Genomic DNA, 23,766 nt, shown 5'->3' with positions numbered 1-23,766 from the left:
CCTGACTGTGGCTCAGGAGGTCGTGGGTTCGAATCCCATCAGCCGCCCCATTTTGCTATATGTGCTGCTTTTTACCCGATGTCTCCACAACATCTTGTGTTTCCGAGACAAAGGAGACACAAGCATGAAACAGCACGAACTCCTGATTGCAAATCATGACGCCTACCCAAACAGTTTTCAACTCAGCGTTCAACTCTTCCTAGAGGACGCCCAAGCGCGAAACCTCGCTCCAAAAACCATTAGCTTCTACCGAGAACGGCTTCGCCTCTTTGACCAGCACGTGAACCGGCCCTTAGAACAGGTAGACGCCCTCACCATCAGGCACTACCTCGCCCGCAGAGCGCAGGCAGGCGTCAAACCAGCAACCCTGCACGCCGACTACCGCGCCCTCTCTGCCTTCTTCTCATGGTGCGCTAGAGAAGGGCTGATTGACCGCTCACCCATGCAACAGGTCAGACCGCCCAAGCGGGAACAGGTGCTGAAACCAGCCCTCACGCCCGAACAGGTGCAGAACCTCCTCACAGCCTGCGAAGGCAAACACTGGCTGCGCCTCCGCGACAGGGCGCTGATTCTGCTCCTGCTGGACACAGGCTTGCGCATCCACGAGGCGCATTCCCTGCACGCTGGCGACGTCTTGCAGGGCATGCTGGTTATACGGGGCAAGGGCGGAAAACAGCGCGTGGTGGTGCTCAGCGCAGAGGTAAGGCTTGCCATTCAGCGCTACCTGAAAGCGTGCCCGTTCCACCCTGCAGGAGATTCCCCGCTGTGGTATGGACAGTACGGCGCGTTAACCCTCTACGGCATCCAAGAAGTCGTACGAAGGGCAGGCAGGCGTGCAGGATTGAAACTGGGCGCACACCAGCTACGGCGCACCTTCGCAACCTGGAGCTTGCGCAACGGCATTGACCTGGAACACCTGCGCCTGCTCATGGGGCACAGCGATTACAGGGTACTCCAGCAGTACCTCGCGCTGGTACAGGAAGACCTCAAACGGGCGCACGAGGAACATTCACCGCTCAAAACACTCAGGAAACAAAAGCGGTGAAACGGGCAGGGGGGCAGGGGCGCCAGCCCCTGCCCCCTACACCACAAACCCAAGGGGCTTCCACACTAATCGCCTTACTGTGGAAGCCCGGCAAAACAAGTGAAACATTCTAAGCGAAAACATGTGGAGAATCATCCTCTACAGAATCATCAAGACGCCAGTCTACAGATTTGTCAACCACGTCATCAAGAGAGAGCGTCTTGCGTTTAGCGCGTAGCAGAGCATTCGCTGAGGCTTGCACACTGCTGAATCTCCATTGTTCAGGAGCAACGCTGTTCCAGAACTGTTTCCACTGTTCACCCCTTAGTATTCCTCCTGACGGCAAGAAATCCCGCACCGCATGGGCTACATAATGGGTGGCACAAGACTGATGCAGATTCACGTGAACAGCTTTCCAAACAGCACGCACTGCCTCATGAGAAAACCACGAAGGCAAGGTAAGGCTGACAAAGGCTCTTGTTTCCGTGTCAAAGGTCGCAACGGCTGAAGGGTATGGGGGCTGGTAGCGGTATAACAAAAAAGCGGTAGCATCTGGAACATTAATCCACGCAGCGTTTGCCAGCCTGACAGGTAACCACCACTCACTCAATTCGCGTAACGGCTTTTCAAGGTAAACCCGCCATACTTCATTCCCAAAACGTACAAAAAGCTCATTCTCTCTGTTTTCAGAATCAGCCAGCAGCGGGTACCGAAAACGGTAAGGGTACAATGGCAGCAGTTGCTTTTTCGCCTCTTCTTCGTTTTTAAACGGTGCTGTAAATCCTTGCGCGAACAAGCGCAGTACCGTTTGCATGTGCGCTAGCATCTCTTTCTGCACACACTCTGGCAGGTAATGCCAGACCTCCATTATGTGAACATCTGCTGGTTCGCCGTCTTGTTCAGGTAAGCGCTTCGGTTTCTGGGTGGACGAATGTTCAGGCAGAATCAATCTTAGCGTTGCCTCCAAGAAGTCACCCAGCTCTGCGTAATCCCCGGCGGGCAATAAATCTCCGTAGTCCGCTCCGACAGCTTCTACCGCATTGCAAGCCTTCTTCAGCCAGTCAGGGGGCAAAGATTGCTTCAGTCTGTCGCATGGAACGCCTGTGCGTTTACTCATCGCGTCAAGCAAATCTCTCTGTGTCATGCGTAACCTCCCTATTCATCAAAAAATCCATTCTTTCATTTAAGTATAGTGGAATTGAAAGCAGAAAACAAGGGGGTTGACACTCGCTATGAAAACCGCGCTGGGCATATTTGTTGTGCAGGAAGGCGAATGGGAACCCATTGTATGGGTAGACCAACCTGCCCTGCTGGAAGCAGCGATTCGCGGGATGTTGCGTGAAGTGCGCAGGGCGCAGAATCAGAACAGGAGGGAATCGCTGGACGAATCACAACAGGAGGGCGAAGAAGATGAGCACTGTCCTTGATGCCGCACTCGCCTACCTGAACGCAGGCTTCAGCCTCCTGCCCATCCGCGCTGACGGTTCCAAAAAGCCTGCACTTTCTGCCTGGAAGGAACTGCAACAGCGTCACCCAACCCAGCGCGAACTGCAGGAGTGGTTCCACACCGAACCCGTCGGGCTGGCAGTGGTAGCAGGAAGCATCAGCGGGAATCTGGCCGTATTGGACTTCGACTCCGAAGATGCCTGGTATGCTTTCAGCGATGCCATCGTAGAACACCACCTCGCAGCCATCACCTACCCTCTGCCCTGCGCCGCAACGCCTTCAGGCGGGCGACACCTATACTTCCGCACCAGAGAACCGTTGCCTACCACCGTGCTTGCCCGTGATGAAAACGGGCAGACGCTGATTGAGATTCGCGGTGAAGGCGCATACGCCATCGTACCCCCCTCGCCTGCCGAAGTGCACCCAGACGGCAAACCCTATGTGTGGATTCGGCATGACCTCACCAGCACGCCTCAGCTTTCCGCAGAAACGGTAGAAGACCTGCTCAGCCTCGCCCGTTGCATAGACAGAAAGCCTGAATCTGCTCCTGCGCCGCGCCTCAAGGTGGAAGGCGACGCCCAGCGGGCAGGCGACGTCTACAACCAGCAGGGCGACGTACTGGAGATTCTCCAGCGTCACGGCTGGCGTACTGCAGCGCGAAAGGAGCACTGGGTACACCTCACCCGACCAGGTAAACCCAGTGGAGTGTCTGCCAGCTGGAACGAGCAGGAACGATTCCTGCACGTCTTCACCACAAACGCGCCACCCTTCGACGCAGGACGCACCTACACACCCTTCGCCGTTTTCACCCTGCTGGAACACGCAGGCGACTACAGCGCGGCGGCACGGGCACTTGCCGAGCAGTATGGACTTTCGGGACGCAACGGGCACAAAGAGCCGATTCCGCCGCAACCCGCACCACGTCGCGCTATAAGCGCAAGAGAACTGCTGGCGCGAGAGTTTCCGCCTCTGCGCTACCTCGTGCCAGACATCCTGCCCGAAGGCGGGTTGACCCTGCTGATTGGCAAGGGCAAAATCGGCAAATCGTGGTTCTGCCTGCTGTTAGCCTGCGCCCTCTCCAGCGGCACATACGCCTTCGGCTTAGAGCAACCTCTGCCCAAAAAGCGCGTGCTCTACTGCGCCCTGGAAGACGGGCTAAGAAGGTTGCAGAGCAGAATCAGGCTTTTAGGTATTGACCCTGACCCTGACGGGTTCCAAATTGTCACCGAACTTTCCCCGCTGGACAGAGGCGGGCTTGACGAACTGCGCCAGCTCATTCGCGACACCCAAGCAGAAGTGGTGGTGATTGACGTGCTGGCGCGAATCTTGCCCCAGCGCAAACGCGGAGATGATGCCTACACGCACGATTACCAGACCTTCTCTGCGCTCAAAACTCTTGCCGACAGCGAAGGCATTACCATAATCGGCGTGGTGCACGCGCGAAAGGGCGACGGTTCCGACGTGGTGGACACCGCACAGGGCACAACAGGCGTCACGGGTGCAGCCGATTCGTTCCTCATTTTGAGGCGTGGACGCGCTGAATCAACAGGCACGCTGTACGTCGGCGGGCGCGACGTGGAGCGCGAAGGAGAACTCGCCCTGACCTTCTCAGGCGGCAAGTGGTACATCGAGGGCGACGCAAAGGAAGTAGAGATGAGCGAGGCACGCAAGCAGATTCTCGCCCTCCTGCGCAACAGCCCTGAACCGCTTTCACCTCGCGAGATCGCCGACGAACTGGAGAAGAACTACCACACAACCCGCGTCCTTCTGCGCAGGATGCACGCAAGCGGCGCCGTGCACAAAGACGCACGCGGTAGGTACTGGCTGGCAAAGGAACAGGCAAAAACAGATTCTTCAGAATCACGTACTCAACGTACTCAACGTACTCAATCCACCCTTGATTACACTGATTACACTGAGTACGCTGATTACGCTGATTACACTGATTACGCACAAACACACTCTGCACACAATACACAGACTACGCAGTCTACACAGACTACACTGTCTACACCGTCTACACTGTCTACGGTTGATTACACTGATTACGCACATACACACTCTCCACACACAACACACAACACACAACACAACACAAGTACTGAAAGAGAGAGTTATAGCAGAGAAAGAAGCAGTGGTTCCAAACTGTTTGACGCTGAAGAGGACGACATTAACTGGGGAGGCTGACAGTGCACGTTCTGGCTTTCAGTGATGGCAGTTTTCAGGCTGGCACAGGGGCAATCGGCGTGGTGCTGTTCACCCCGAAGATGCAACGCCTGCGCAGTTTCGGGGCGGTGATTCCTGAACCCGTACACAGCGCGAACGAGGCAGAATACCTTGCCGTGCTTCGCGCCCTGCAGGAGTGCCTGCGCATCGGCGCAACCGAAGTCACCCTCTACACCGATTCCGAACTCCTGCACAGGCAAGTACTCGGAATCTACTCGGTGACGGCAGAGCATCTGCGGGAACTGCACGCGCAGGTAACCGACCTGTCTTTGCGTTTTCGCGTGGTGCACGTGGAGCACATCCGCAGTGAACACAACCCTGCGCACGCCTTAGCCAAAACGGCACTCAACCGACACCGCAAGCGAACGGCAACACCCGCCCTTGAGGCGGTTGACATAGACAGCAACGCTGAGCACACAACACAAGCAAAGGAGGTACACAGCATGAAAATCACCGTCACGGAACACACCCTGCTGGAACCAGACGCCTACCGCGTCAAACTCGTGGACGTAGAGGAAGTGCAAGGTCAGTTCGGCAAGCAGATTCGCTTCCAGATGGAAACCACCGACCCTGACCTGCCAGCAGTCCCGTTGACCGCCTGGGCGAACTCCAGCACCAGCGTTACCAGCAAAGCCGTCAAATGGGCAGGCGCGTTCAACGGCGCACCCTTCCGACAGGGCGACACCATCGACTTCGACGCGCTGATTGGCAAGGAAGCGAAGGCGGTAGTGGAGGTGAAGCAATCGGGCGACGGGCGCGAGTTTAACCGCGTCACCGACATCTTGCCTCTGCGCCGCCGAACGCTGAGCACCGAAGAGATGAACCGCCGCGCCCGCGAGGAACGCCAGCGCGAACAACTCGAAGATGACCCGTTCCTGAGCGAGGACTAAAAAGCGGGGGGCAGGCGAAGCGCAGCGGAGCCTGCCCCCAAACAACACAGAAAGGAGTTACTACCTATGGCGCAGATTCGCGAACGCCGACCTGTCCACCTGCGAACCAGCACGGGAAAAGCCAGCGGGTGCGTGGTACTGGACGGCATCCTGCACCGTGTGGTACAGGCAAGCAAACACCAGTTACGCCGACCGCCTGCCTGGGCCTTTGAGGAGAACATCCTGCGCGAAGCGGAACGGCAGGGCGCGACACTGGTGCAGGTGGTGGACACCGACACAGGGCAGACCTACACGGCGAGCCTGTCTCGGTTCTGGACGCATGGTGTGCGTCTGGACAGGGGTTACGGCGTGCAGGTGGCACTGCCCCTGAACCAGTGGCACAGGGAAGACCCTGCGCAGGGCAGGCTGTTCTGAGGGAATGTTACAAAATGGGACGCCTAAAAAAAGGAGGTGTGACCGATGAAACAGGGTACGCGGGTTCCTACTGCGCGGGTGGCGCAGGTGTTGCTGGAAACCTACGGTAACGTGACGGCAGCAGCATCTGCGCTGGGGATGCGTCGCGAGTCGTTGCACCGGCGGATTTCCCGAAGCAAGCAGCTTCGGGAGGCGTTGGAGGAAGGCAGGGCGCAGCTGGTGGGCGAAGCGATGTCCAGACTGGCGCAGATGGTGCTACAGGGCGACAAGACTGCCATCATCTTCGTGCTGAAGACGTGGGGCAAGTCGGAGGGGTTTACGGAGCGGACTGAAGTGGACGTTGCCCATCCGCAGGCGGAGTATGACTGGTAATGCGAATGCACCAGCACACCTTACACGCTACGGCGATTGTGCGCTACCTGCAGAAGCGTGGGGCATGGGTAGCACGCATACGTGGCACATGCTTGGAACGCGCACTTTCCCAGATTCCCGATGCCCTGCAGTGGCTTGAGCTGGTGGAGCAGGGCTACAAACCTCTGCAGGCAGGCAAGATGCTGGGCAAGAACTGGTGGTGGGTGAAGAAGGTACAACGGGCAATCCGGCAGGCTCTTAGCCTGCCCCCTATATAGGTTGTGCCATTTGTGCCATTTCCCGTCTCAACACCCGTTCAATCTCGTCCCAGTCCTCTGGCGTCCACAGGTACACCTCTACCGAAGGACAGTCTTTGAGAAGGTTCAGCCACTCCTGCTGTGCAGGTGTCAAGCGGTTGCGTCACTGGAGACTGCCTTGAGGTCGTTGCCGTATGGGCTGGCATGGCTGACGCTTATACGCGAAGGGTATTCCGCAGAAGAAGCACGGCGCAAACTGGGGCTTAGCCAGCGGTGGCTGGCGCGTGCGCGTGAGGCATGTCGGCGAGCTTTGGAGGTTCACCGGTAGTCCTGCAAGGCGCGTAGAACACGATTCTATGCCCTCAGGAAGCCCCTACAGACGCGAAAAGCGCATGGGTGGACATCCCTAACCCTTCACGTGAAAACGCGCTGTATGGGCTTTCTGGAAGCCTGCACACCTCAAGGCGACATATATATATGTGTCGCTTTTGTCGCCTTCCGAGACTGCACACCGAGAAACCTTAGCACATTCCCAGAAGCGAAGTAAGACGTCTGTGTGGAAACTGCTTGACATCTTTTGCGTAGGGTGCTAAGATGAAGGTAGAAGTGCCTGCGCGGTGTCTTGGTCACCCGCAGGCGTGGCGTCCAGCAGACTGGGGTGCTGAACGCAGGAACAGCATACCACGTTACCGCCTGCGAGTCAACCCCTCTGCCGAACGCCTGTTCCCAAGAAACTGTCAGACACAAACACAAACGGGAACACAACATGTTGTGTGTTGCAGGCATACAGGGTGGCACATTTAGCGATTGGGCGACAGCCTGCACGAAGCTGACTGTGGCTCAGGAGGTCGTGGGTTCGAATCCCATCAGCCGCCCCATTTTGCTATTCCAGCAGCCCCAGAAACCGCTCGTATGCCGCATCCCACGCCTGCGTGTCCGTGGGCATGTACTCCACAATCTCGCTGGAGCGGCGAATCAGTTCACGACCCTCAGTGATGCCCTTCAGTTCGCCCATCGCCATCATCTGCAGCATCACGTTGCCTGCCGCAGTGGCTTCCACCGGTCCCGCCAGCACCGGACGGTTGCAGGCATCGGCGGTGAACTGGCAAAGCAGGCGGTTCTGCGTGCCACCGCCCACCACGTGGATGACGCTCAGCCGCTTGCCCAGCAGGCTCTCCAGCTGCTCCAGTACCCACCGATAGCGCAGCGCAAGGCTCTCCAAACAGCACCGCACAAACTCGCCCGGCGTCTGCGGCGCGGGTTGCCCGGTTGCCTCGCAGTACTCGCAGATGGCGGTCAGCATGTTGGGCGGATTCAGGAAGCGGCGGTCGTCGGGGTCAATCACCACGCGGAAGGGTTGCGCCTCCGCCGCCAGCTGCGTGAGCTGCTCGTAGGTATAGTCCTGCCCTTCACGGGCGTAGGCACGCCGACACTCCTGCACCAGCCACAGACCCATGATGTTTCGCAGGAAGCGGATGGTATTGTTGACGCCGCCCTCGTTGGTGAAGTTCAGCGTGCGCGTGTGCGCGTTAATCAGAGGCTCAGACAGCTCCACCCCCATCAGCGACCAGGTGCCGCTGCTGATGTAGGCGAAATCGCTTCCCAACGCAGCGGGAACCGCAGCTACCGCCGAAGCCGTGTCGTGACTGCCTGGTGCCACCACCTCTACGGCTGTCGCGCCCGTTTCCATCGCGACCGCTTTGCGCAGTTTGCCCAGTCGCGTGCCCGGCGGCACAATCTCCGGCAGGAAGTGCGTGGGTAACCCTACGTGTCGCAACAGGTCGATCGCCCACTCGCCTGTGCGTGCGTCCATCATCTGCGACGTGCTGGCAATGGTGCGCTCGCTCACCTTCGCCCCGCTCAGCCAGTAGTGGAACAGGTCGGGCATCATCAGTATCCTGTCCGCCAATTCCAGCAGCCCCGGATGCTGTTGCTGCACCGCTACCAGCTGGTACAGCGTGTTGATGGGCATGAACTGGATGCCTGTGGCATCGTAGATGGTATCCGCCCCCACCATCGACTGCAGGCTCTCCATGATGCCGTCCGTGCGGTGGTCGCGGTAGTGTACCGGGTTGGTCAACAGCGTGCCGCGAGCGTCCAGCAGCCCAAAGTCCACCCCCCACGTATCCACTCCTACCGAACGCACGGCATCGCCATACTCCTTCACGGTCAGCTCGATACCCTGCAGGATTTCCGCATACTGGCGCAGCACGTTCCACGTGAGCGCATCGGGCAGGCGCAGGGGCGTGTTGGGGAAGCGGTGCAGGGTTTTCAGTTCGAGTCGATGCCCATCATACACCCCGGCGACGGCGCGTCCGCTCTCCGCGCCCAGATCGAAAGCGATGTAAACCTGTGCCGACACGGCTTCTTGCGACCTCCTTACCACCAGACTGTTCGTGGAATCTCTTCGCGGAACAGGCGGGGAATCCTGCAAGGGGGGATACCGTAATACTCGTCCCTGCCCTACCTGCAGATAACCAACTAAATGTCGTCGCGGCAATTCGTCACCAGCAAGGGAAAGCAGCAGCGGGTTATGTCGCTCATTTCGGATACTGAGCGGGCAACATTGGCTTTGAGATATGGCTGCGATGGATAAAAACCGTCATCTACAACACTTCAACCCTCGCCCATTGATTCCTTTCGCTGTTTCCCGTAAAATAAGGCTGGGATGGACGAATGGGCAAAGCTCAATGAGGCACAGCGAGAAGCGGTAACGCACGGCGACGGACCGCTTCTCATTTTTGCGGGTGCGGGCAGCGGCAAAACGCGCGTGTTGACCATGCGCATCGCCCACCTCATCTCCACCAGAGGGGTGTCGCCCCGGCGCATCCTCGCGGTGACCTTCACCAACAAAGCCGCCAACGAGATGCGCGAACGCATCGAGCGGCTGGTGGGTTCGACGCAAGTGCAACAGATGTGGGTGGGCACGTTCCACGCCATCTGCGCCCGCATCCTGCGCGAAAGCGGACGCACTATCGGCATCGACCCCGAGTTCGTGGTGTTCGATGAAGACGACCAGCTGAGCGTGGTCAAAGAGGTGCTGCGCCTGCTGGACATCGACGAGAAGCGCTTCGCGCCCCGTTCCATCCTGAACTTCATCAGCCGCGCGAAGGAGAAACTCATCCCACCGCACCTGTATACGCCCGTAGACTACTTCACCCAAATCGTGGGCAGAGTGTATCCGCACTATCAGGAGCGGCTGGAGGCATGCCACGCACTGGACTTCGACGACCTGCTGATGAAGACGGTGCAGCTGTTCGAGGAACATCCCGACGTGCTGGAGCGGTACCAGAAACGGTTCCTGCACGTGCTGGTGGATGAGTTTCAGGACGTGAACCGCGCGCAATACCGCATCGTGAAGCACTTGAGCGCGTTGCACCGCAACCTGTGCGTGGTGGGCGATGATGACCAGTCCATCTACTCGTGGCGCGGGGCGGACGTGAGCATCATCCTTTCGTTTGAGCGCGACTTCCCCGACGCGCACATCGTCAAGCTGGAGCAGAACTACCGTTCCACCCAGCCCATTCTGGACGCCGCTTTCCACGTGGTGGAGAAGAACCTGCACCGCGCGCCCAAACGCCTCTGGTCTGAACGGCGCGACGGACTGCCCATCACCGTGACCGAAGTGCAACATGAGCGAGAGGAAGCGATGGTGGTGGCGCAGCATATCGCGCTGAGCGTGCAGCAGCTGGGGCGCAAGTACGGCGATTTCGTGGTGTTGTATCGCACCAACGCGCAGTCGCGCACCTTTGAAGAGGTCTTCCTGAACTACCGCATCCCCTACCAGATAGTGGGCGGGGTGCGCTTCTACCAGCGCAAAGAGGTCAAAGACGTCATCGCCTACCTGCGGGTCATCCAGTCCCCCAGCGACGATGTGAGCCTGCTGCGCATCATCAACGTGCCAACACGTGGCATCGGACTGCAGACCATCGACGCCGTCCGCCAGCTGGCTGCCGAGCAGGGAATCAGCCTGTGGGAGGCTATCGAGCATCCCAGCCTTTCGAACCGCCTGACCCAGCGAGCCTACGGTGCGGTGTCTCAGTTTCGCGAGTTGATACAGCAGCTGCGTGCCCTGCGCGATAAAGTGTCCGTCACTGACCTGCTGAACGAGGTGCTGAAGCGCACCGACTACTTGCAGCGTCTGGGCGACCCGCGCGACCCCGAAGTGCAGTCCCGCGTGGAGAACGTGCGCGAGCTGCTCACCGCCACGCAGCAGTTCGACGCCAGCCCCGAGGCGGAACGCGGCCTGGCAGGGTTTCTGGAGGGCGTCGCGCTGGTGGCGGATGTGGACTCGTTGCAGGAAGACAGCGACCGCGTGACGCTGATGACGGTGCACGCCGCCAAGGGGTTGGAGTTCCCCGTCGTGTTTCTGGTGGGCATGTAGGAGGGGCTTTTCCCGCACATCCGCTCCATCAACGACGACCCCAACGTGGAAGAGGAGCGTCGCCTGTGCTACGTGGCTATCACCCGTGCGAAGGAGCGGGTGCATATCCTTCATGCCCGCCTGCGCAGTGTGTTCGGCACGACCAACAGCATGTTTGAGTCGCGCTTCCTGCACGACATCCCCGAGGGGCTAAAGCTCTACTGGAGCCCTGCCGAATTGGCGCATCCGCTTCCGTCCGCACCGTCTGCCCGCCCTGCCGCACCAAAACCTGCCGAAGCCTATCGGATAGGACAGCGAGTGCGACATCACAAGTTCGGCGAGGGGGTCATCATGAAGTGCGAATCGCAAAAGGACGACCATCTGTTGACGGTGGTCTTCCCCAATGCGGGCATCAAACAACTGCTGGCATCGATGGCGAAATTAGAGAAACTGTCTTGAGGTGAACAACGTCTATGCGTTTGGGAATATTCAAAGGCATCCTGCAGAAGGTCGATACGCTCCTGACGGGGCGTGGTAAGGTCGACGAGGAGCTGTTCGAGGAGCTGGAGGAGGTGCTGCTGACCGCCGACATCAACGTGCATACGACCATGCAGGTGCTGGATGACCTGCGACGGGCGGTGCGCGAACAGCGGCTGAAGGAACCCTCCGAAGTGAAGGCGGTGCTGAAGCAAAGCCTGCTGGCTTCGTTGCAATCCAACGGTAACGCCCGCCTGACCGTCTCCTCCGAGCCGCCGACGGTTTACCTGTTCGTGGGCGTCAACGGCGTCGGCAAAACCACCTCTATCGCCAAGCTGGCGTATCGCCTGCGGCAGCAGGGCAAGAGCGTGATACTGGCAGCGGGTGATACCTTCCGCGCCGCCGCCATCGACCAGCTGGAAGTGTGGGCACAGCGCGTGGGCGCGACGCTTATCAAGCATCGGGAGGGGGCAGACCCCTCCGCCGTGATTTACGATGCCATCGCCGCCGCCCGCAGCCGCGGTGTGGACTACGTGCTGGCAGATACCGCCGGACGCCTGCACACCCGCTCGAATCTCATGGAGGAGTTGAAGAAGGTATACCGCGTTACCGAAAAGGCGTTGGGGCGCGCCCCTGATGAGGTGTTACTGGTGCTGGATGCCACCACCGGGCAGAACGCCATCCGCCAGGCGCAGGAGTTCCTGCAGGCGGTGAAAGTGACGGGCATCGTGCTGGCAAAGCTGGACGGCACAGCGCGAGGCGGAGCGGTCATCACCATTCACGACGAGCTGAAGGTGCCCATCAAGCTGGTCGGTGTCGGAGAGAAGCCTGAGGACATCGAAGATTTTGACGCAGAAGAGTTTGTCTCTGCGCTGCTGAATACAGAGTGACGGAAATAACGTTTTTGACCGATAGTAAAGCAAAAACCGGTAGAATTCCCGTTTACCCTGCTTCGCGGCCTGTTTTATAATGGGGGCGGACAATCCCGAAAAGCGCAGACGGTCATGAAAAAACTCAAGGATTTGATTCATTCGTCGCCAGTTTGGGTAAACCCATCACATACGGTAAAAACCGCCCTGGTGCTGATGCACGGTTATAAGGTGGACGTGCTGCCTGTCATGGAAGGAGACCAGGTGGTGGGCGTGGTCAGGGCCGTTCAAATGCTGGGCATTCCTGAGACCGTCCCCGTGTCGGAAGTGATGGCGACCGACGTACTTGTGCTGGATGCGGAGATGCCTATTCGGGAAGCTGCGGCGAATCTGCTACAAAAAGGGACGGACGTTATCGTGGTGGTCAGCGATTCACTGGTGGGAATGGTGCGTGCGATGGACCTCCTGCCGGTGGTTTCGCGTTCATACGACCCGTTGACCAAACTCCCCTGGCAGGACGCGCTGCGTGAGTGGAGCATCGACAAGCTGCGCACCGGACACGAAATCTCCATCATCTTCTTCGATATCGACCGCTTCGGTCAGTTCAACAAGCAGTACGACCACGTGACGGGTGACCGCGTGCTGGAACAGGTGGCACGCACTATCGAGCGCGAGCTGGACCCCGACCTAACGGTGCTATGCCGTTACGGTGGCGACGAGTTCGCGGTGGCAACGCTGTACATGCTTGACGAAGCGCAGCAGCTCGCTGCGCGCATCGCCCGAAGGGTGGAAGAGATACAGTTACCTCACGTGCGCGAGACGATTTCGGTATCGTACGGTGTGTTCGGCGGACGGCGCACCCGCGAGCGCGAGGATGTCCACTACGCGGCGACGGTAGATGACCTTATCGTGCGCGCCAGCCGATTATGCTTGCAGATGAAACAGCGGAAGGGCACTCTGGCGACGCTACAGCTGCCGCTGTTTCCTGCGGAGGCGGAAGAACGCCCAGAGCCGCGCATACAGGTGACCGGTATCAGCTACGTGGCGCACGGTAAAGAGGCGGAAGCCGGTGTGGAACTGGCTCTGGGAAACACCCGTGTTTCGCGACAGGCGCGAGGCGACGCCAAACAGCCTCCAGAATCGCTCATGGTGCAAGCAGCACGCGAGGCACTTACCGCTCTCCTGCCAAACATGGGCACTGTCCAGATTGAGCACGTCTCCAGAGTGTCTTTAGACATTCAGGAGAGAGGCGATAGAATCGAGGGGGTGATGGCAGTCGTGGAATGGCAAACCACCACGGGCAGTCAGCTGTTATCGGGTTTTGCGCTGGTACGGGACAATGTGTATCGCGCAGCGGTCAACGCCTTGCTCCACGCGTTGAATCGTCCCCTGGCGAAGACGCTCGCTCCACCAGAGACACAACCCGCCAAGTGACAAACGCGATTGCCGTCATCGCCACGCCGAAACAGAGCACCAGCATGCCTGCGCTGAAACTCAACGCCCAGCTGGCGCCCGCCACCCCACCTAAAAGCGCCCCCGCTCCCAACCACCCTTCCTGCGACCACGAGAGCGTGCTGCGCTGGATACTGATAACCCCGCTGATCATCGCCAGAGGTAGCATCAGCCACAGCGAAAGCCACAGGACGCTATGCGGCGCAAGACCCGCAAATATCAGCGCAGGTACCAGAACATATCCCCCACCCAGACCCGACATGCCCCCCAGTAATCCCGCCATCCCGCCGCTCAAAGACACAACGAGCCATGCACTTTGTGGCGGAGGGGTAATGCGTGCCCCCACTGCGCGGAACACCCCGTCAGAGAGCGCAGGATGGGCTTGCCATGCCATTCCTGCCCCCACTGCCATCAGCAGCAGGAGCAGATATGCCTGCAGGGAGATGCGCCAGCGACGGGGGAATATCGCATTGCCCACCAGTCCCCCGAAGATATAGGCCCCCCACAGAACCAGAATCAGCGACTGGACGGAGAGTTCCTGACTAAACGTTACCAGCGCGCCCACGCAAGCGCACAGTGTAGTTATCCAGCCAGCCGCCGTCGCTCGCTCCGGGGAAAAGCCCAGTAATGTCCCACTGATGGGCAGGAAAACCGCCAGAAAGCCGAGGCTGGTCAGCCCGTACAGCGCGCCGAGCGCCCAGCCCAGTACCAGCAATACGAGCCCACGCAATACCAGAAACAACCAGTCGGAACGCGGTTGAGACAAACGACGCCTCCCTACTCTCTCCTCCATACTTCGATACGCGGGAAGGGATACAGCATATCGTGTGGTACGTTGCGCTTGCCAAAGCGGATGCCGCCGACGCGAAAAGTGGTATCGAACTGCGCCACCCGACGGAAGGAACGGTTCAGCTCATCCAGAAACGCCAGTGCAGGCGCGTGGCGCACCCGTATCGCGTCGTCCACTTCGAACTGGCTCAGCACCACTGCCTCTGCCTGCCGGAGCACGTTCCTATCCCATTCCTGGCGAGGCACGAGGAGGCGATACTCCTGCACCTCCCGGGCGCGCTCCGCCCTGCGCGAGGGCTGCAGCTCGCCCCAGTATGGACTGAGAGGTGGCGTGTAGAACCAGGGAATAGTGGCAAAGCCAATGCGTGTGCCCTGTGGAAGATTCTGCCGTATCCACTCCAGTGCTTGCAGGCGCGGGTCGGGCTGCAGCAGGGTAAACACCACCGCTGCGCCCCAGAGGAATGTATACAGGACAATGGCTCCCGTCACCGCTGCTACCACCACCCGGCCCATCTGCCGGGTGTTTCGCCAGCCCTCGGCGACCAGCCACGCGTTCAGCACCAGTAAGGGAGGCAGGATGGGAAGCAGGTAGCGCGCAAACCGCACCGCAAACGAACCCAGAAATAGATAGTACGCTAGCACAAACACCCACAAGATGATGACCATTGGACGGCGAGAGAGGGGGGCGATGAGCATGCTGAGCGTACTGAGCAGCAGGAGCGGCAGTCCCAGTCCAAAACGCAGGTTCGTCCAGTAGTGGTATACCCAGCCCGGTCCGGTGTTCACGAACACCAGCCCGTGCCCCTCCCGCACGTGCTTTGCCTCGTATCCGAAGTCGCTCCAGAACTTTTCGGGGTTCAGCCATACGCCCGGGCAGAAAATCAGGAAAGCCACCGCGCTGGACACCGCGAGAGACACCGCCCTTCCCAACCACGCCTCACGATGTTCTCTGGAACGCAACCACAGCGCCAGCAACGGAGCTATCCCCACCAGCGCGGTGTTATAGCGGGTGGCAGCGGCAAGCCCGACCAGCACCGACGATACTATCAGTGCGCGTCTTCCCCCGTTTTCATACAGGTTCAGCGCAGCGAGCAGGGCGCCCGTGGTGAGCAGGGTGGCGGTGGCGTCGGTAGTGAGGAAGTGGCAGTGCAGAGTGTGCAGGGCTACTATTGCCAGCAGAAAAGAGGCTACCGCGGCGCACCGGTACCCACAGAGCCGCTTTCCCATCTCCCACGCCAGCCAGCAGGTCAGCACTCCCGCCACTACAGACAACCACCGACCGGTCAGGTAAAGTCCTGCAACAGCCTCATACTGCGCAATGTCGTTGGGGAAGGTCAGCCATCCGTAGGTCGTGCCTATCAGAATAGCCAGATGCAGCAGATACAGATACACTGTGCCGTAGTTGTAAAACTGCGGGTCAAATTGTCCCTGTGGAAAGTTCAGCCCCAGCGTGTGGCCCAGGATGACCCACTCGTCGGGGTGGAACGAGAAGTAGTGAAAAGTATCAGGTATTCCCCAGCGAATACCCGTTGCGCGAAGCAGAAAGGCTACCGCCAGAATCCCCAGCAGTACCACCCTGAAGGGGCGTTCAGGCACACCGTTCATGATAGAAAAGGTTCGTTTGCCTAAATGTTTCCGCTTGAACAATGGCGCGGAACACGTCGAAGACGCGCGGGTCGTAATGGATACCCTTGCTGTGTTCTATCTGCTGCACTGCCTGCCATCGTATTTCCGCATTATCCAGGTCTTTCCCGCGCAGAGCCTCCGCGTAGTCGCCCACAATATGGAGGATTCGCGAAGCCAGAGGGATTTCCTCTCCTTGCAACCCGTCAGGGTAGCCGCTGCCATCCCAGTTCTCATGGTGATGCCGGATGAATGATGCCAGTCTCGCCAGCGAAGGCACCTGTTCCACCATGCGCTGGCTCAGCACGCTATGCAGTTTCAGCACCTCCTGCTCGTCTGCGGTGAGGGGTTCCTCTTTGTTCAGAATGGCGTAGGGGATGCTCACCTTGCCAATCTCCTGCAACAGTGCAGCGAACTCCACATCCTGTACTGCCCGCGCCGGCAACCCCATGCGTCGGGCGATCTCCACAGCATAGTGCGCTCGCAGTCGCGCAATGCCGGTGGTACCGTGCTCTCGTATCTCCACCGTTCTCGCCAGCGCCTGCAAGCCCTGACGGTAATCGCGGCGAATCTGTCTGGGCAGCCACAGCAAAGCATAGTAGCACAGGAAGGCGACGCTACCCATTACCACGATATAGACGAAAGTCGTGAAGCTCATGCCACCGCCTGCTTCTGTGCCATCACCAGTATGGCTTGTTCAGCGTGCTCGACGCCAAAGTCTCCTGCTGCCAGCGCGTCGAGAAAAGCCCTGACCACCTCAGGGTGAAACTGCGTTCCCGCACCTTTTTGCAGCTCGGCAATAGCTTCCGGCACCGTCTTGGGCTTGCGGTAGGGACGCTGTTCTCCCTTTTCGTTATCGCCTACCATAGCATCGAAGGCATCCACCACAGCGATAATCTGCGCTTCGATGGGGATTTCGCCCAGCTTTAAACCGAAAGGATAGCCTTTTCCGTCGGGGCGTTCGTGGTGCAGGGCAATCCACAGCGCAACCGGTTCGATGTGCTTGATACCGCCGATGACCTCTGCGCCTTTCAGAGGGTGGGAGCGAATCATCTGCCAGTCGGCATCGGTCAGCGCGGTGAGCTTATTCAGCACCGCTTCGTCGACCCCTACCTTGCCGAGGTCGTGCAACACAGCTGCCTCTGGCAAGAGCTCGATATGGCGAGCCGGAACGCCCAGGCGGGTAGCGACGCTGACAGCCATCCGTCCAGCGCGTTGCAGATGTCCCGAAGTGTAGGGATGAGCATGCTGTACCAGCAAGCCCAGCGCACGGATTGTCTCGCGGTAGTTGCGTATCTGCTGAATCCGCTGCCGGAAGCACTCGCGCGCTGCAAGGAAGGGCACTGCCACCAGCGCAAAGCCTGCAACGTGGTAGGTGCGTAGTAGGAGTATGAGCAAAATGGACAGGGGCATCACCAGGATGTATGTGGGCATCACGATACGCAGGCTGTGCTGCCAGATGTTCGGCAACGGTTCGCGGTGATATAACGCACCGGCTACCGACACCAGCAGAGCGTTGACCACCAGATATACTGCCGCTGCCAGGGTCAGAGCCAGCAATGTTTGCACCGTCAGAAGGGCGGCGGCACTCGCGCTGAGGCTGTAATATACCACTCCGGCGGTACCCGCGCTGATAGCGGACTGTGCAGCGTTGAACAGCCCCCAGCGCAGCCGATGACGCAGGGGATAAGAGCGATTCAGTAACACTCCAGCCAGCAGGGTGGGCAGGCTGTCCACCGCCATGGCAGGCACGGTACCGTACATAGCGATGACGGTACACACAATCGGGAAGCCCAGAGTGACCTGTGTGCCGCCGTGCAGCAGGGAAACCGGCAGCATTTCGGTCACCACGGCGAAGAGCAGTATCGCAATTGCCCCAAATGGCAACCACTCCGCTGGCGGCGTGCTGAGCATAAAGCCGATGGCTAACCCCGCCGCTATCAGGATGATACTGTGATGGTAGTAACGCATGAGAAAATCGCGCCACCTGGGCGGGATGTCCCGCATGACCCTTCTCCTTTTCGTCTCTGCCAGAGCCTGTGGTAGCCAGCAGCTGCGGGCGGTGGCACAGTCCATGTCAGTAGGTAGCCGATGGCGGCGGTGGTGGTTTGGGTGGCGGGTAGATCTCCAGCTTTGCGCCATAGGTGGTAGCCCACACCACCAGGAGCAACAACATGGTCAACCAGTACTTCAACTGAGAGCAACCTCCATCAAGTGTTCCGTTCGCGCCGCTAAGCGAACAGACACTCACTCCGCTTCAGTGCCACCCTGGCCCGAGCCACGCTGCTGGCTACAACAGGCTCTATGCGATTGTCTGGAGGCTACTCGTCCTGGAGAGCTGCGGTCCGGCGATTCAATGCGTCCAAAACGGCGTTAACAACAGCACGGTTCAAATCGTTGCGCACCAGAGCCGAGCCGGTGAGGATATCCTCGCCGTATTGCGATAACATGTTCACCACGGCGACTACTATTTGCCTGCCCGCTACCATCACGTTCGGGTTGATGTCCTCGACGGCAATCTGGTCGGTCATATTGCAGGCTTGTTCGACAGCGCGCGCCGTGGCGCTGGCGATTAAACGCAGCTGATTGGACTGGCTCCCCTGCCCGGCAGCCTGTCCGATGAAGGTTTCGGAGCCACGTTGCAGATGCACGGTGGCTTCCGCCTTTGTACCGTTGACGGTGAGTTCTACATCTGCGATGCGGAGACGATTTCGCAGAGAGCGCAGCAGGGCACCCTGCATCTGAGCAACACTGATCTTGCGGTGGTCCACGACGATCCCATGCGATGCCAGTAGAGCCGATTCGATATCACGTACCACCTGCTTGGGTGAGCGATTCGCGGAGACCAGTGCGTGGATCTCCTGTATTGCTCCGTGCTTGTCCACCACCACGCGAGCCGAGAGGACATCGCGCAGCTGGCGAATGACCTTCTCAATCTGCTCGGCAGGTACCTGCCCAATGGTGCCTTTGGCAGTTGCCAGTTCACCTGTTGGCTGGTGGGACAACCCAACCCCTCCTTCAAGCAGGTGTTACCCGAACACACAATCCCCTTTCGGGAAACCACTACCGCAATATTGCCGGACTTGTGGTTTTATTGTAACACTACCGCACCGGATTATTCAAGTTACCAGTTGTATTTTCCTGCCTGTTTTTTTCGCGAGATGCACAAATCCCCTTTAAGGAAGTATGAAGATGTTCTCCCGCCGAGCAGGAAGCCCCTGCTCGATGCGCAAAATGTACAGATGCAAGTTGTTGGATGGAAGGGAGGCGTGCGACATGCGCTGCTACATACTCGGACTCATTCTGGCTGTGGTGATGGTGGGGTGTTCCCGCAAAGAGAGCACTTCGCCCGCGACGTCCACACAAACCGGCAACGCCCAGAGGACTTTTCGGTTCGCCATTATCCCCAAGCAACTGGATAACCCCGTGTTCAACTACGCCAAGATGGGCGCGCTGGGTGCTGCCGCCAAACTGGGTAATGTGGAAATCTACTGGAACGCCCCGGAAACAAACGACGAAGCCAAGCAGGCGCAAATCTTCGAAACCTACGTGCGCCAGAAGGTGGACGGCATCGCTGTTTCCTGCGTGAACGCCGAGATTATGCGCCGTGTCATCGACAGGGCGGTGGAACAGGGTATTCCGGTGGTCACGTGGGATAGCGATTCGCCGAAGAGCAAACGGCAGGCGTTCTTCGGCATGGATGACTATGAGGCGGGCAAAACGATGGGCGAGGAGCTGGCGAAACTCATCGACGGCAAGGGCAAGGTGGCTATCCTGTCGGGCGTGCAGGGAGCACAGAACCTCACCATGCGCATTCAAGGCGTGCAGGACGCGCTGAAGGCATACCCCGACATCCGTATCGTGACCACCGTCTACTGCAACGACGACGCCACCCGCGCCGAGTCGCTCATCAACAGCGTGATGCAGCAACATCCCGACCTTGCCGGCTGGGCGATGGTAGGCGGATGGCCGCTGTTCACCAAAACCGGGCTGAACGGTATCCAGCCAGGCGTGACCAAAGTGGTGGCGGTAGACCCGCTGGAGGGTAACCCCTGGACCTGGATTGAGAAAGGCTATGTGCAGGTGTGCATCGGGCAAAAGGTGTTCGACTGGGGCGCGAAGAGCGTGGAGATGTTGTATAACCTCGCCCAGGGGAAAGGCATCCCGCAGGCGGATGAGAAAGGCTTCGTGAACTCGGGGCTGGACATCGTGGTGCTGGACAGAACAAAGTTCAAAGACCCCTCGCGCTACATCTCGCTGGAGGATTACAAGAAGATGTTCGAACAGCGCAAACAGGAAGCGCAGGGCATCGAGGCAAAACAGTAACTCATCCATTCTCAGAAGGAGGAATACAGTGGCGAAAATCGGCGTGATTCACTATAACTGGCCCGGCTTTTCGTTCGAAGAGTTTCTGCGATTCGCGGCGGAGACGGGCTATCAATATGTGGAGCTGCAAATCAACGATGTGTGGACACCCGACGTCGACAACCCGGAAGCCAACGCCGAGCGGGTGCGCAAGCTGGTGGAGTCGTACGGGCTGAAGGTATCCGCGCTGGCGGCGGGCAACGACTTCCTGCAAACCGACGAGGAAGCCATCCGCTATCAGGTGGAGCGCATGAAGCGTATCTGTGGGCTCACACGCATCCTGAGCGAGGAGGCGGTGGTACGCAGTGAAGGCGGCGCGCCCAAAGAGAGCGTTCCCCGCCAGAAGTGGCTGGACGCGCTGACCGAATGCTTCCAGCGATGTCTCGATTTCGTGGACAAGATGGGCGTCGCGCTGGCAATCGACAATCACGGTTACATCACCAACGACTACACCATCCTGTATATGCTGTTGCAGCGCGTCAACCACCCGCTCATCGGCACCAATCTGGACACGATGAACTACCGCTGGTACGGACACGACCTGCAGGTGTGCAAACGCATCTACGAGCTGATGGCTCCGTATGTGAAGCACACGCACTTCAAGGATGGCTTTGGCAGTTTCGCAGAGTATCGCGGTGCGGCGCTGGGCGATGGCGAGATAGACCTCCTGTACGCCCTGAACTGCCTGAAACAGGCTGGCTACAGCGGCGTTTACTGTGCGGAATACGAAGGTCCCGAGGCGGCAGGTGGGGTCGGCTATGCGAAGTGCTACGGCTGGCTGAAGGAGCACGCAGGTTAAGAAGGAACCGTATCGCAAACGGAGGAGCAATCTCACGATAGCAGGCAAAGCAAGCATGTCGCAACCGCCTATCCACAGCATAGACGAGCTGGAAGAACGTCTTTCTCGCCCCACACCGGAGGTGGTGCAGCTTTTCCGCGAGTTACAGGGCGACCTGCTGGTACTGGGTGTGGCTGGAAAGATGGGCCCGACGCTGGCACGCATGGCGCGTCGCGCGATGGACGAGGCGGGCAATACCGCGAGGGTCATCGGTGTTGCCCGCTTTTCGCAACCGGAGATGCGCAACCAGCTGGAACAGGCTGGGATACAGACCATCGCCTGTGACCTGCTGGACGCGGAAGCGGTGCAGCGACTGCCCGATGCCCCCAACGTGGTGTTCATGGCGGGGATGAAGTTCGGTACCACCGGCGCGGAGCCGCTCACGTGGGCGATGAACACTGTCGCGCCCGCTTACGTGGCGAGCCGGTATCGCCAGTCGCGAATCGTGGTATTTTCTACCGGCAACGTGTACCCACTGGTGCCGGTGACAGGTGGCGGCGCGACCGAAGAGACTCCTCCTGAACCCATCGGCGAGTATGCGCAATCTGCGCTGGGCAGAGAGCGGGTGTTCCAGTACTTTTCCGGACGCTATGGCACGCCGGCGGTCATTTATCGCCTGAATTATGCGGTGGAGTTGCGCTACGGCATCATTTTAGATGTGGCGCAGAAGGTATGGGCGGGCGAGCCTGTTTCGCTGGCGATGGGCTGTGTGAACGTGGTATGGCAGGGCGACGCCTGTGCGTGGGCGTTGCGGTGTCTGTCGCTGGCGCAGTCGCCGCCGCTGGTGCTGAACGCTACCGGTCCCGAAACGCTCTCCATCCGTTATCTGGCAGGGCGACTGGGCGATTTGATGGGCAAGCAACCGCGCTTTGAAGGGGCAGAGGCAGATACCGCTCTTCTCAGCAACGCGAGCAAAGCGCACCGCCTGTTCGGCTATCCAGCGGTGACGGTAGATACTGTCATCCAGTGGGTGGCGCACTGGGTGATGCAGGGACTTCCGACCCTGAACAAGCCCACGCACTATGAGGTCAGGGACGGACGATTCTAAGCGGGAGGTTCAACGAAAAGAATGCGCATTATCATGCTCTCGTGGGAATATCCTCCGAAGATAGTCGGAGGCATCGCGCGGCATGTGTACGAGCTGGGGCACGCACTGGCGGAAGAAGACGTAGAGGTGCATGTCATCACCGCCGAGTTCCCCGGTGCGCCTGCCTACGAACGGCAACATGACCTGCTGCACGTGCACCGGGTGCCGGTCACCGAACACGCCAACGACTTTGTGCACTGGGTTCAGCTGCTCAACCGGTCGATGCAGGCGAAAGCGGAGGAACTGTTGAACAGCTGGCTGCAGGAGGACAAGCCCTTCAAGGCGCGCCCCTTTGCTGACGGAGTGCTTTTGCATGCGCACGACTGGCTGGCGCACTACAGTGGTGCTTACCTGAAGCACGCCTATCGCCTGCCGCTCATCGCCACCATCCACGCCACCGAGTACGGAAGGAATAACGGACTGCATAACGACCTGCAGCGCTATATCGCCAGCGTGGAGTGGCAGCTCAGCTACGAGGCATGGCGTGTGATATGCTGTTCCTGGTATATGAAAGGCGAGGTGGAATTTGCCCTGCAAACACCATCGGATAAGATTGTGGTGATTCCGAACGGCGTGGACACCACCAAGTTTGAGTTCAAGTTTGATGAAGCCGAGAGGCAAGCCTTCCGCCACAACTACGCTGCCCCTGACGAAAAGATTCTCTTCTTTGTCGGCAGGATGGTGCGCGAGAAAGGGGCGCATATCCTGCTGGAAGCGTTGCCCAAAGTGCGCGTGGTGTATCCGAAAGTGAAGCTGCTGATTGTGGGCGGGGGATATCGCGACCACCTTGTGCAGCTGGCGAACTGGCTGGGTATCGCCCCGCATGTGTATTTCACGGGCTTCGTGCCCGACGATGTGCTGTTGCGCATCTACCGCATCGCCGACGTCGCGGTGTTCCCCAGCCTGTACGAGCCGTTTGGCATTGTGGCGTTAGAGGCGATGGCAGCGCGTATTCCCGTTGTAGCCTCCGACGCAGGCGGACTGAAAGAGGTGGTCGAGCACAACGTGACGGGCATCGTCACCTGGCTGAACAACTCGGATAGCCTCGCGTGGGGCATCCTCGAAGTGTTGCAAAACCCCGACCGCGCGCAGGAGATGGTGAAAGAGGCATACCGGCGCGTGAAGACCATGTACAACTGGAAGCGCATCGCCCGACAGACCATCGAACAGTACCGTCAGGTGTGGAACGAGTACCGAAGGAGCGACTGGTAGCCAGCTTCCCTGTTGTTACCAATGGCGAGTCACATTTAATTCCCAGTTTGAAATGTCACATATCCAAACGCTTCGATGGTATC

The 23,766-nt window shown here is 59.1% G+C and carries 22 protein-coding genes, 1 tRNA gene and 1 pseudogene; 16 read left to right on the top strand and 8 right to left on the bottom strand.

Annotation, left to right across the window (positions count from 1 at the left end; genetic code table 11):
• Nucleotides 1–124 precede the first annotated feature (124 nt).
• Nucleotides 125–1,045 (top strand): tyrosine-type recombinase/integrase, encoded by a 921-nt coding sequence (locus K6U75_15640; GenBank protein ID MCL6476473.1) that lies wholly within the window; start codon nt 125–127, stop codon nt 1,043–1,045.
• Nucleotides 1,046–1,154: 109 nt separating this feature from the next.
• Here the strand turns inward: K6U75_15640 and K6U75_15635 are convergent, their stop codons facing one another.
• The gene (locus tag K6U75_15635; protein MCL6476472.1) at nt 1,155–2,168 is read right to left on the bottom strand and encodes a hypothetical protein; all 1,014 of its coding nucleotides are present in this window, start codon (nt 2,166–2,168) and stop codon (nt 1,155–1,157) included.
• An 88-nt stretch (nt 2,169–2,256) separates the two neighbouring features.
• On the opposite strand from K6U75_15635, the gene K6U75_15630 reads away from it, so the two are divergent.
• The 6 genes from K6U75_15630 to K6U75_15605 all read left to right on the top strand — a co-directional run bounded on the left by K6U75_15630 (nt 2,257) and on the right by K6U75_15605 (nt 6,629).
• Nucleotides 2,257–2,451 carry a hypothetical protein gene (locus tag K6U75_15630; protein ID MCL6476471.1) on the top strand — a complete coding sequence of 65 codons (195 nt, stop codon included), beginning with the start codon at nt 2,257–2,259 and terminating at the stop codon, nt 2,449–2,451.
• Entirely contained in the window at nt 2,435–4,657 is a 2,223-nt protein-coding gene (locus K6U75_15625) for an AAA family ATPase (GenBank protein MCL6476470.1), read from the top strand. The genes K6U75_15630 and K6U75_15625 overlap by 17 nt, the downstream gene beginning before the upstream one ends.
• A 2-nt stretch (nt 4,658–4,659) precedes the next feature.
• Nucleotides 4,660–5,586 carry a reverse transcriptase-like protein gene (locus K6U75_15620; protein MCL6476469.1) on the top strand — a complete coding sequence of 309 codons (927 nt, stop codon included), beginning with the start codon at nt 4,660–4,662 and terminating at the stop codon, nt 5,584–5,586.
• Between the two features lie 66 nt (nt 5,587–5,652).
• Nucleotides 5,653–6,000, top strand: coding sequence for a hypothetical protein (locus K6U75_15615; protein ID MCL6476468.1), 348 nt, complete (start codon nt 5,653–5,655; stop codon nt 5,998–6,000).
• 45 nt (nt 6,001–6,045) lie between these two features.
• Nucleotides 6,046–6,372, top strand: a complete 327-nt coding sequence (locus K6U75_15610) for a hypothetical protein (protein ID MCL6476467.1) — start codon at nt 6,046–6,048, stop codon at nt 6,370–6,372.
• Entirely contained in the window at nt 6,372–6,629 is a 258-nt protein-coding gene (locus K6U75_15605; GenBank protein ID MCL6476466.1) for a hypothetical protein, read from the top strand. The genes K6U75_15610 and K6U75_15605 overlap by 1 nt, the downstream gene beginning before the upstream one ends.
• Here the strand turns inward: K6U75_15605 and K6U75_15600 are convergent.
• Nucleotides 6,622–6,762: a hypothetical protein gene (locus tag K6U75_15600; GenBank protein ID MCL6476465.1), complete on the bottom strand. Its 141-nt coding sequence runs from the start codon at nt 6,760–6,762 to the stop codon at nt 6,622–6,624. The genes K6U75_15605 and K6U75_15600 overlap by 8 nt on opposite strands.
• 24 nt (nt 6,763–6,786) lie before the next feature.
• On the opposite strand from K6U75_15600, the gene K6U75_15595 reads away from it, so the two are divergent.
• On the top strand, nt 6,787–6,936 hold the full coding sequence (locus tag K6U75_15595) for a hypothetical protein (GenBank protein MCL6476464.1): 150 nt from the start codon (nt 6,787–6,789) through the stop codon (nt 6,934–6,936).
• 475 nt (nt 6,937–7,411) lie between these two features.
• A tRNA-Ser gene (locus tag K6U75_15590) sits at nt 7,412–7,486 on the top strand.
• A gap of 5 nt (nt 7,487–7,491) precedes the next feature.
• On the opposite strand, the gene K6U75_15585 is transcribed toward K6U75_15590, so the two are convergent.
• On the bottom strand, nt 7,492–8,970 hold the full coding sequence (locus K6U75_15585) for a rhamnulokinase (GenBank protein MCL6476463.1): 1,479 nt from the start codon (nt 8,968–8,970) through the stop codon (nt 7,492–7,494).
• A 306-nt stretch (nt 8,971–9,276) separates the two neighbouring features.
• Between K6U75_15585 and pcrA the strand changes: the two are divergent.
• The 3 genes and pseudogenes from pcrA to K6U75_15570 all read left to right on the top strand — a co-directional run bounded on the left by pcrA (nt 9,277) and on the right by K6U75_15570 (nt 13,751).
• Nucleotides 9,277–11,430: pseudogene (pcrA, locus tag K6U75_15580) on the top strand (DNA helicase PcrA).
• 14 nt (nt 11,431–11,444) lie between these two features.
• Nucleotides 11,445–12,338, top strand: coding sequence for a signal recognition particle-docking protein FtsY (ftsY, locus tag K6U75_15575; GenBank protein ID MCL6476462.1), 894 nt, complete (start codon nt 11,445–11,447; stop codon nt 12,336–12,338).
• 114 nt (nt 12,339–12,452) lie between these two features.
• On the top strand, nt 12,453–13,751 hold the full coding sequence (locus tag K6U75_15570; GenBank protein MCL6476461.1) for a GGDEF domain-containing protein: 1,299 nt from the start codon (nt 12,453–12,455) through the stop codon (nt 13,749–13,751).
• Here K6U75_15570 and K6U75_15565 read toward each other — a convergent pair.
• From K6U75_15565 to K6U75_15545, 5 genes are all read right to left on the bottom strand, one after another.
• On the bottom strand, nt 13,675–14,535 hold the full coding sequence (locus tag K6U75_15565) for a TSUP family transporter (GenBank protein ID MCL6476460.1): 861 nt from the start codon (nt 14,533–14,535) through the stop codon (nt 13,675–13,677). The two genes, K6U75_15570 and K6U75_15565, sit on opposite strands and share 77 nt — an antisense overlap.
• Before the next feature lie 11 nt (nt 14,536–14,546).
• Nucleotides 14,547–16,163 carry a glycosyltransferase family 39 protein gene (locus K6U75_15560; protein ID MCL6476459.1) on the bottom strand — a complete coding sequence of 539 codons (1,617 nt, stop codon included), beginning with the start codon at nt 16,161–16,163 and terminating at the stop codon, nt 14,547–14,549.
• Nucleotides 16,147–16,839: an HD domain-containing protein gene (locus K6U75_15555; GenBank protein MCL6476458.1), complete on the bottom strand. Its 693-nt coding sequence runs from the start codon at nt 16,837–16,839 to the stop codon at nt 16,147–16,149. Before K6U75_15555 ends, K6U75_15560 begins: the two co-directional genes overlap by 17 nt.
• Nucleotides 16,836–18,188 carry an HD domain-containing protein gene (locus K6U75_15550; protein ID MCL6476457.1) on the bottom strand — a complete coding sequence of 451 codons (1,353 nt, stop codon included), beginning with the start codon at nt 18,186–18,188 and terminating at the stop codon, nt 16,836–16,838. The genes K6U75_15555 and K6U75_15550 overlap by 4 nt, the downstream gene beginning before the upstream one ends.
• 314 nt (nt 18,189–18,502) lie before the next feature.
• Nucleotides 18,503–19,186: a hypothetical protein gene (locus K6U75_15545; protein ID MCL6476456.1), complete on the bottom strand. Its 684-nt coding sequence runs from the start codon at nt 19,184–19,186 to the stop codon at nt 18,503–18,505.
• 271 nt (nt 19,187–19,457) lie between these two features.
• Here K6U75_15545 and K6U75_15540 point away from each other — a divergent pair, with 271 nt between their 5' ends.
• From K6U75_15540 to K6U75_15525, 4 genes are all read left to right on the top strand, one after another.
• The gene (locus tag K6U75_15540) at nt 19,458–20,507 is read left to right on the top strand and encodes a sugar-binding protein (GenBank protein ID MCL6476455.1); all 1,050 of its coding nucleotides are present in this window, start codon (nt 19,458–19,460) and stop codon (nt 20,505–20,507) included.
• A gap of 28 nt (nt 20,508–20,535) precedes the next feature.
• On the top strand, nt 20,536–21,345 hold the full coding sequence (locus tag K6U75_15535) for a sugar phosphate isomerase/epimerase (protein ID MCL6476454.1): 810 nt from the start codon (nt 20,536–20,538) through the stop codon (nt 21,343–21,345).
• Nucleotides 21,346–21,415: 70 nt separating this feature from the next.
• On the top strand, nt 21,416–22,432 hold the full coding sequence (locus K6U75_15530; GenBank protein MCL6476453.1) for an NAD(P)-dependent oxidoreductase: 1,017 nt from the start codon (nt 21,416–21,418) through the stop codon (nt 22,430–22,432).
• Between the two features lie 21 nt (nt 22,433–22,453).
• Nucleotides 22,454–23,683, top strand: a complete 1,230-nt coding sequence (locus tag K6U75_15525; protein MCL6476452.1) for a glycosyltransferase family 4 protein — start codon at nt 22,454–22,456, stop codon at nt 23,681–23,683.
• The last annotated feature ends 83 nt before the right edge of the window (nt 23,684–23,766 follow it).

The organism is Bacillota bacterium (assembly GCA_023511455.1).
Classification (GTDB): domain Bacteria; phylum Armatimonadota; class HRBIN16; order HRBIN16; family HRBIN16; genus HRBIN16.
Note: the sequence above shows the minus strand (reverse complement) of the source record. Positions and strands in the feature narration are given on the sequence as shown.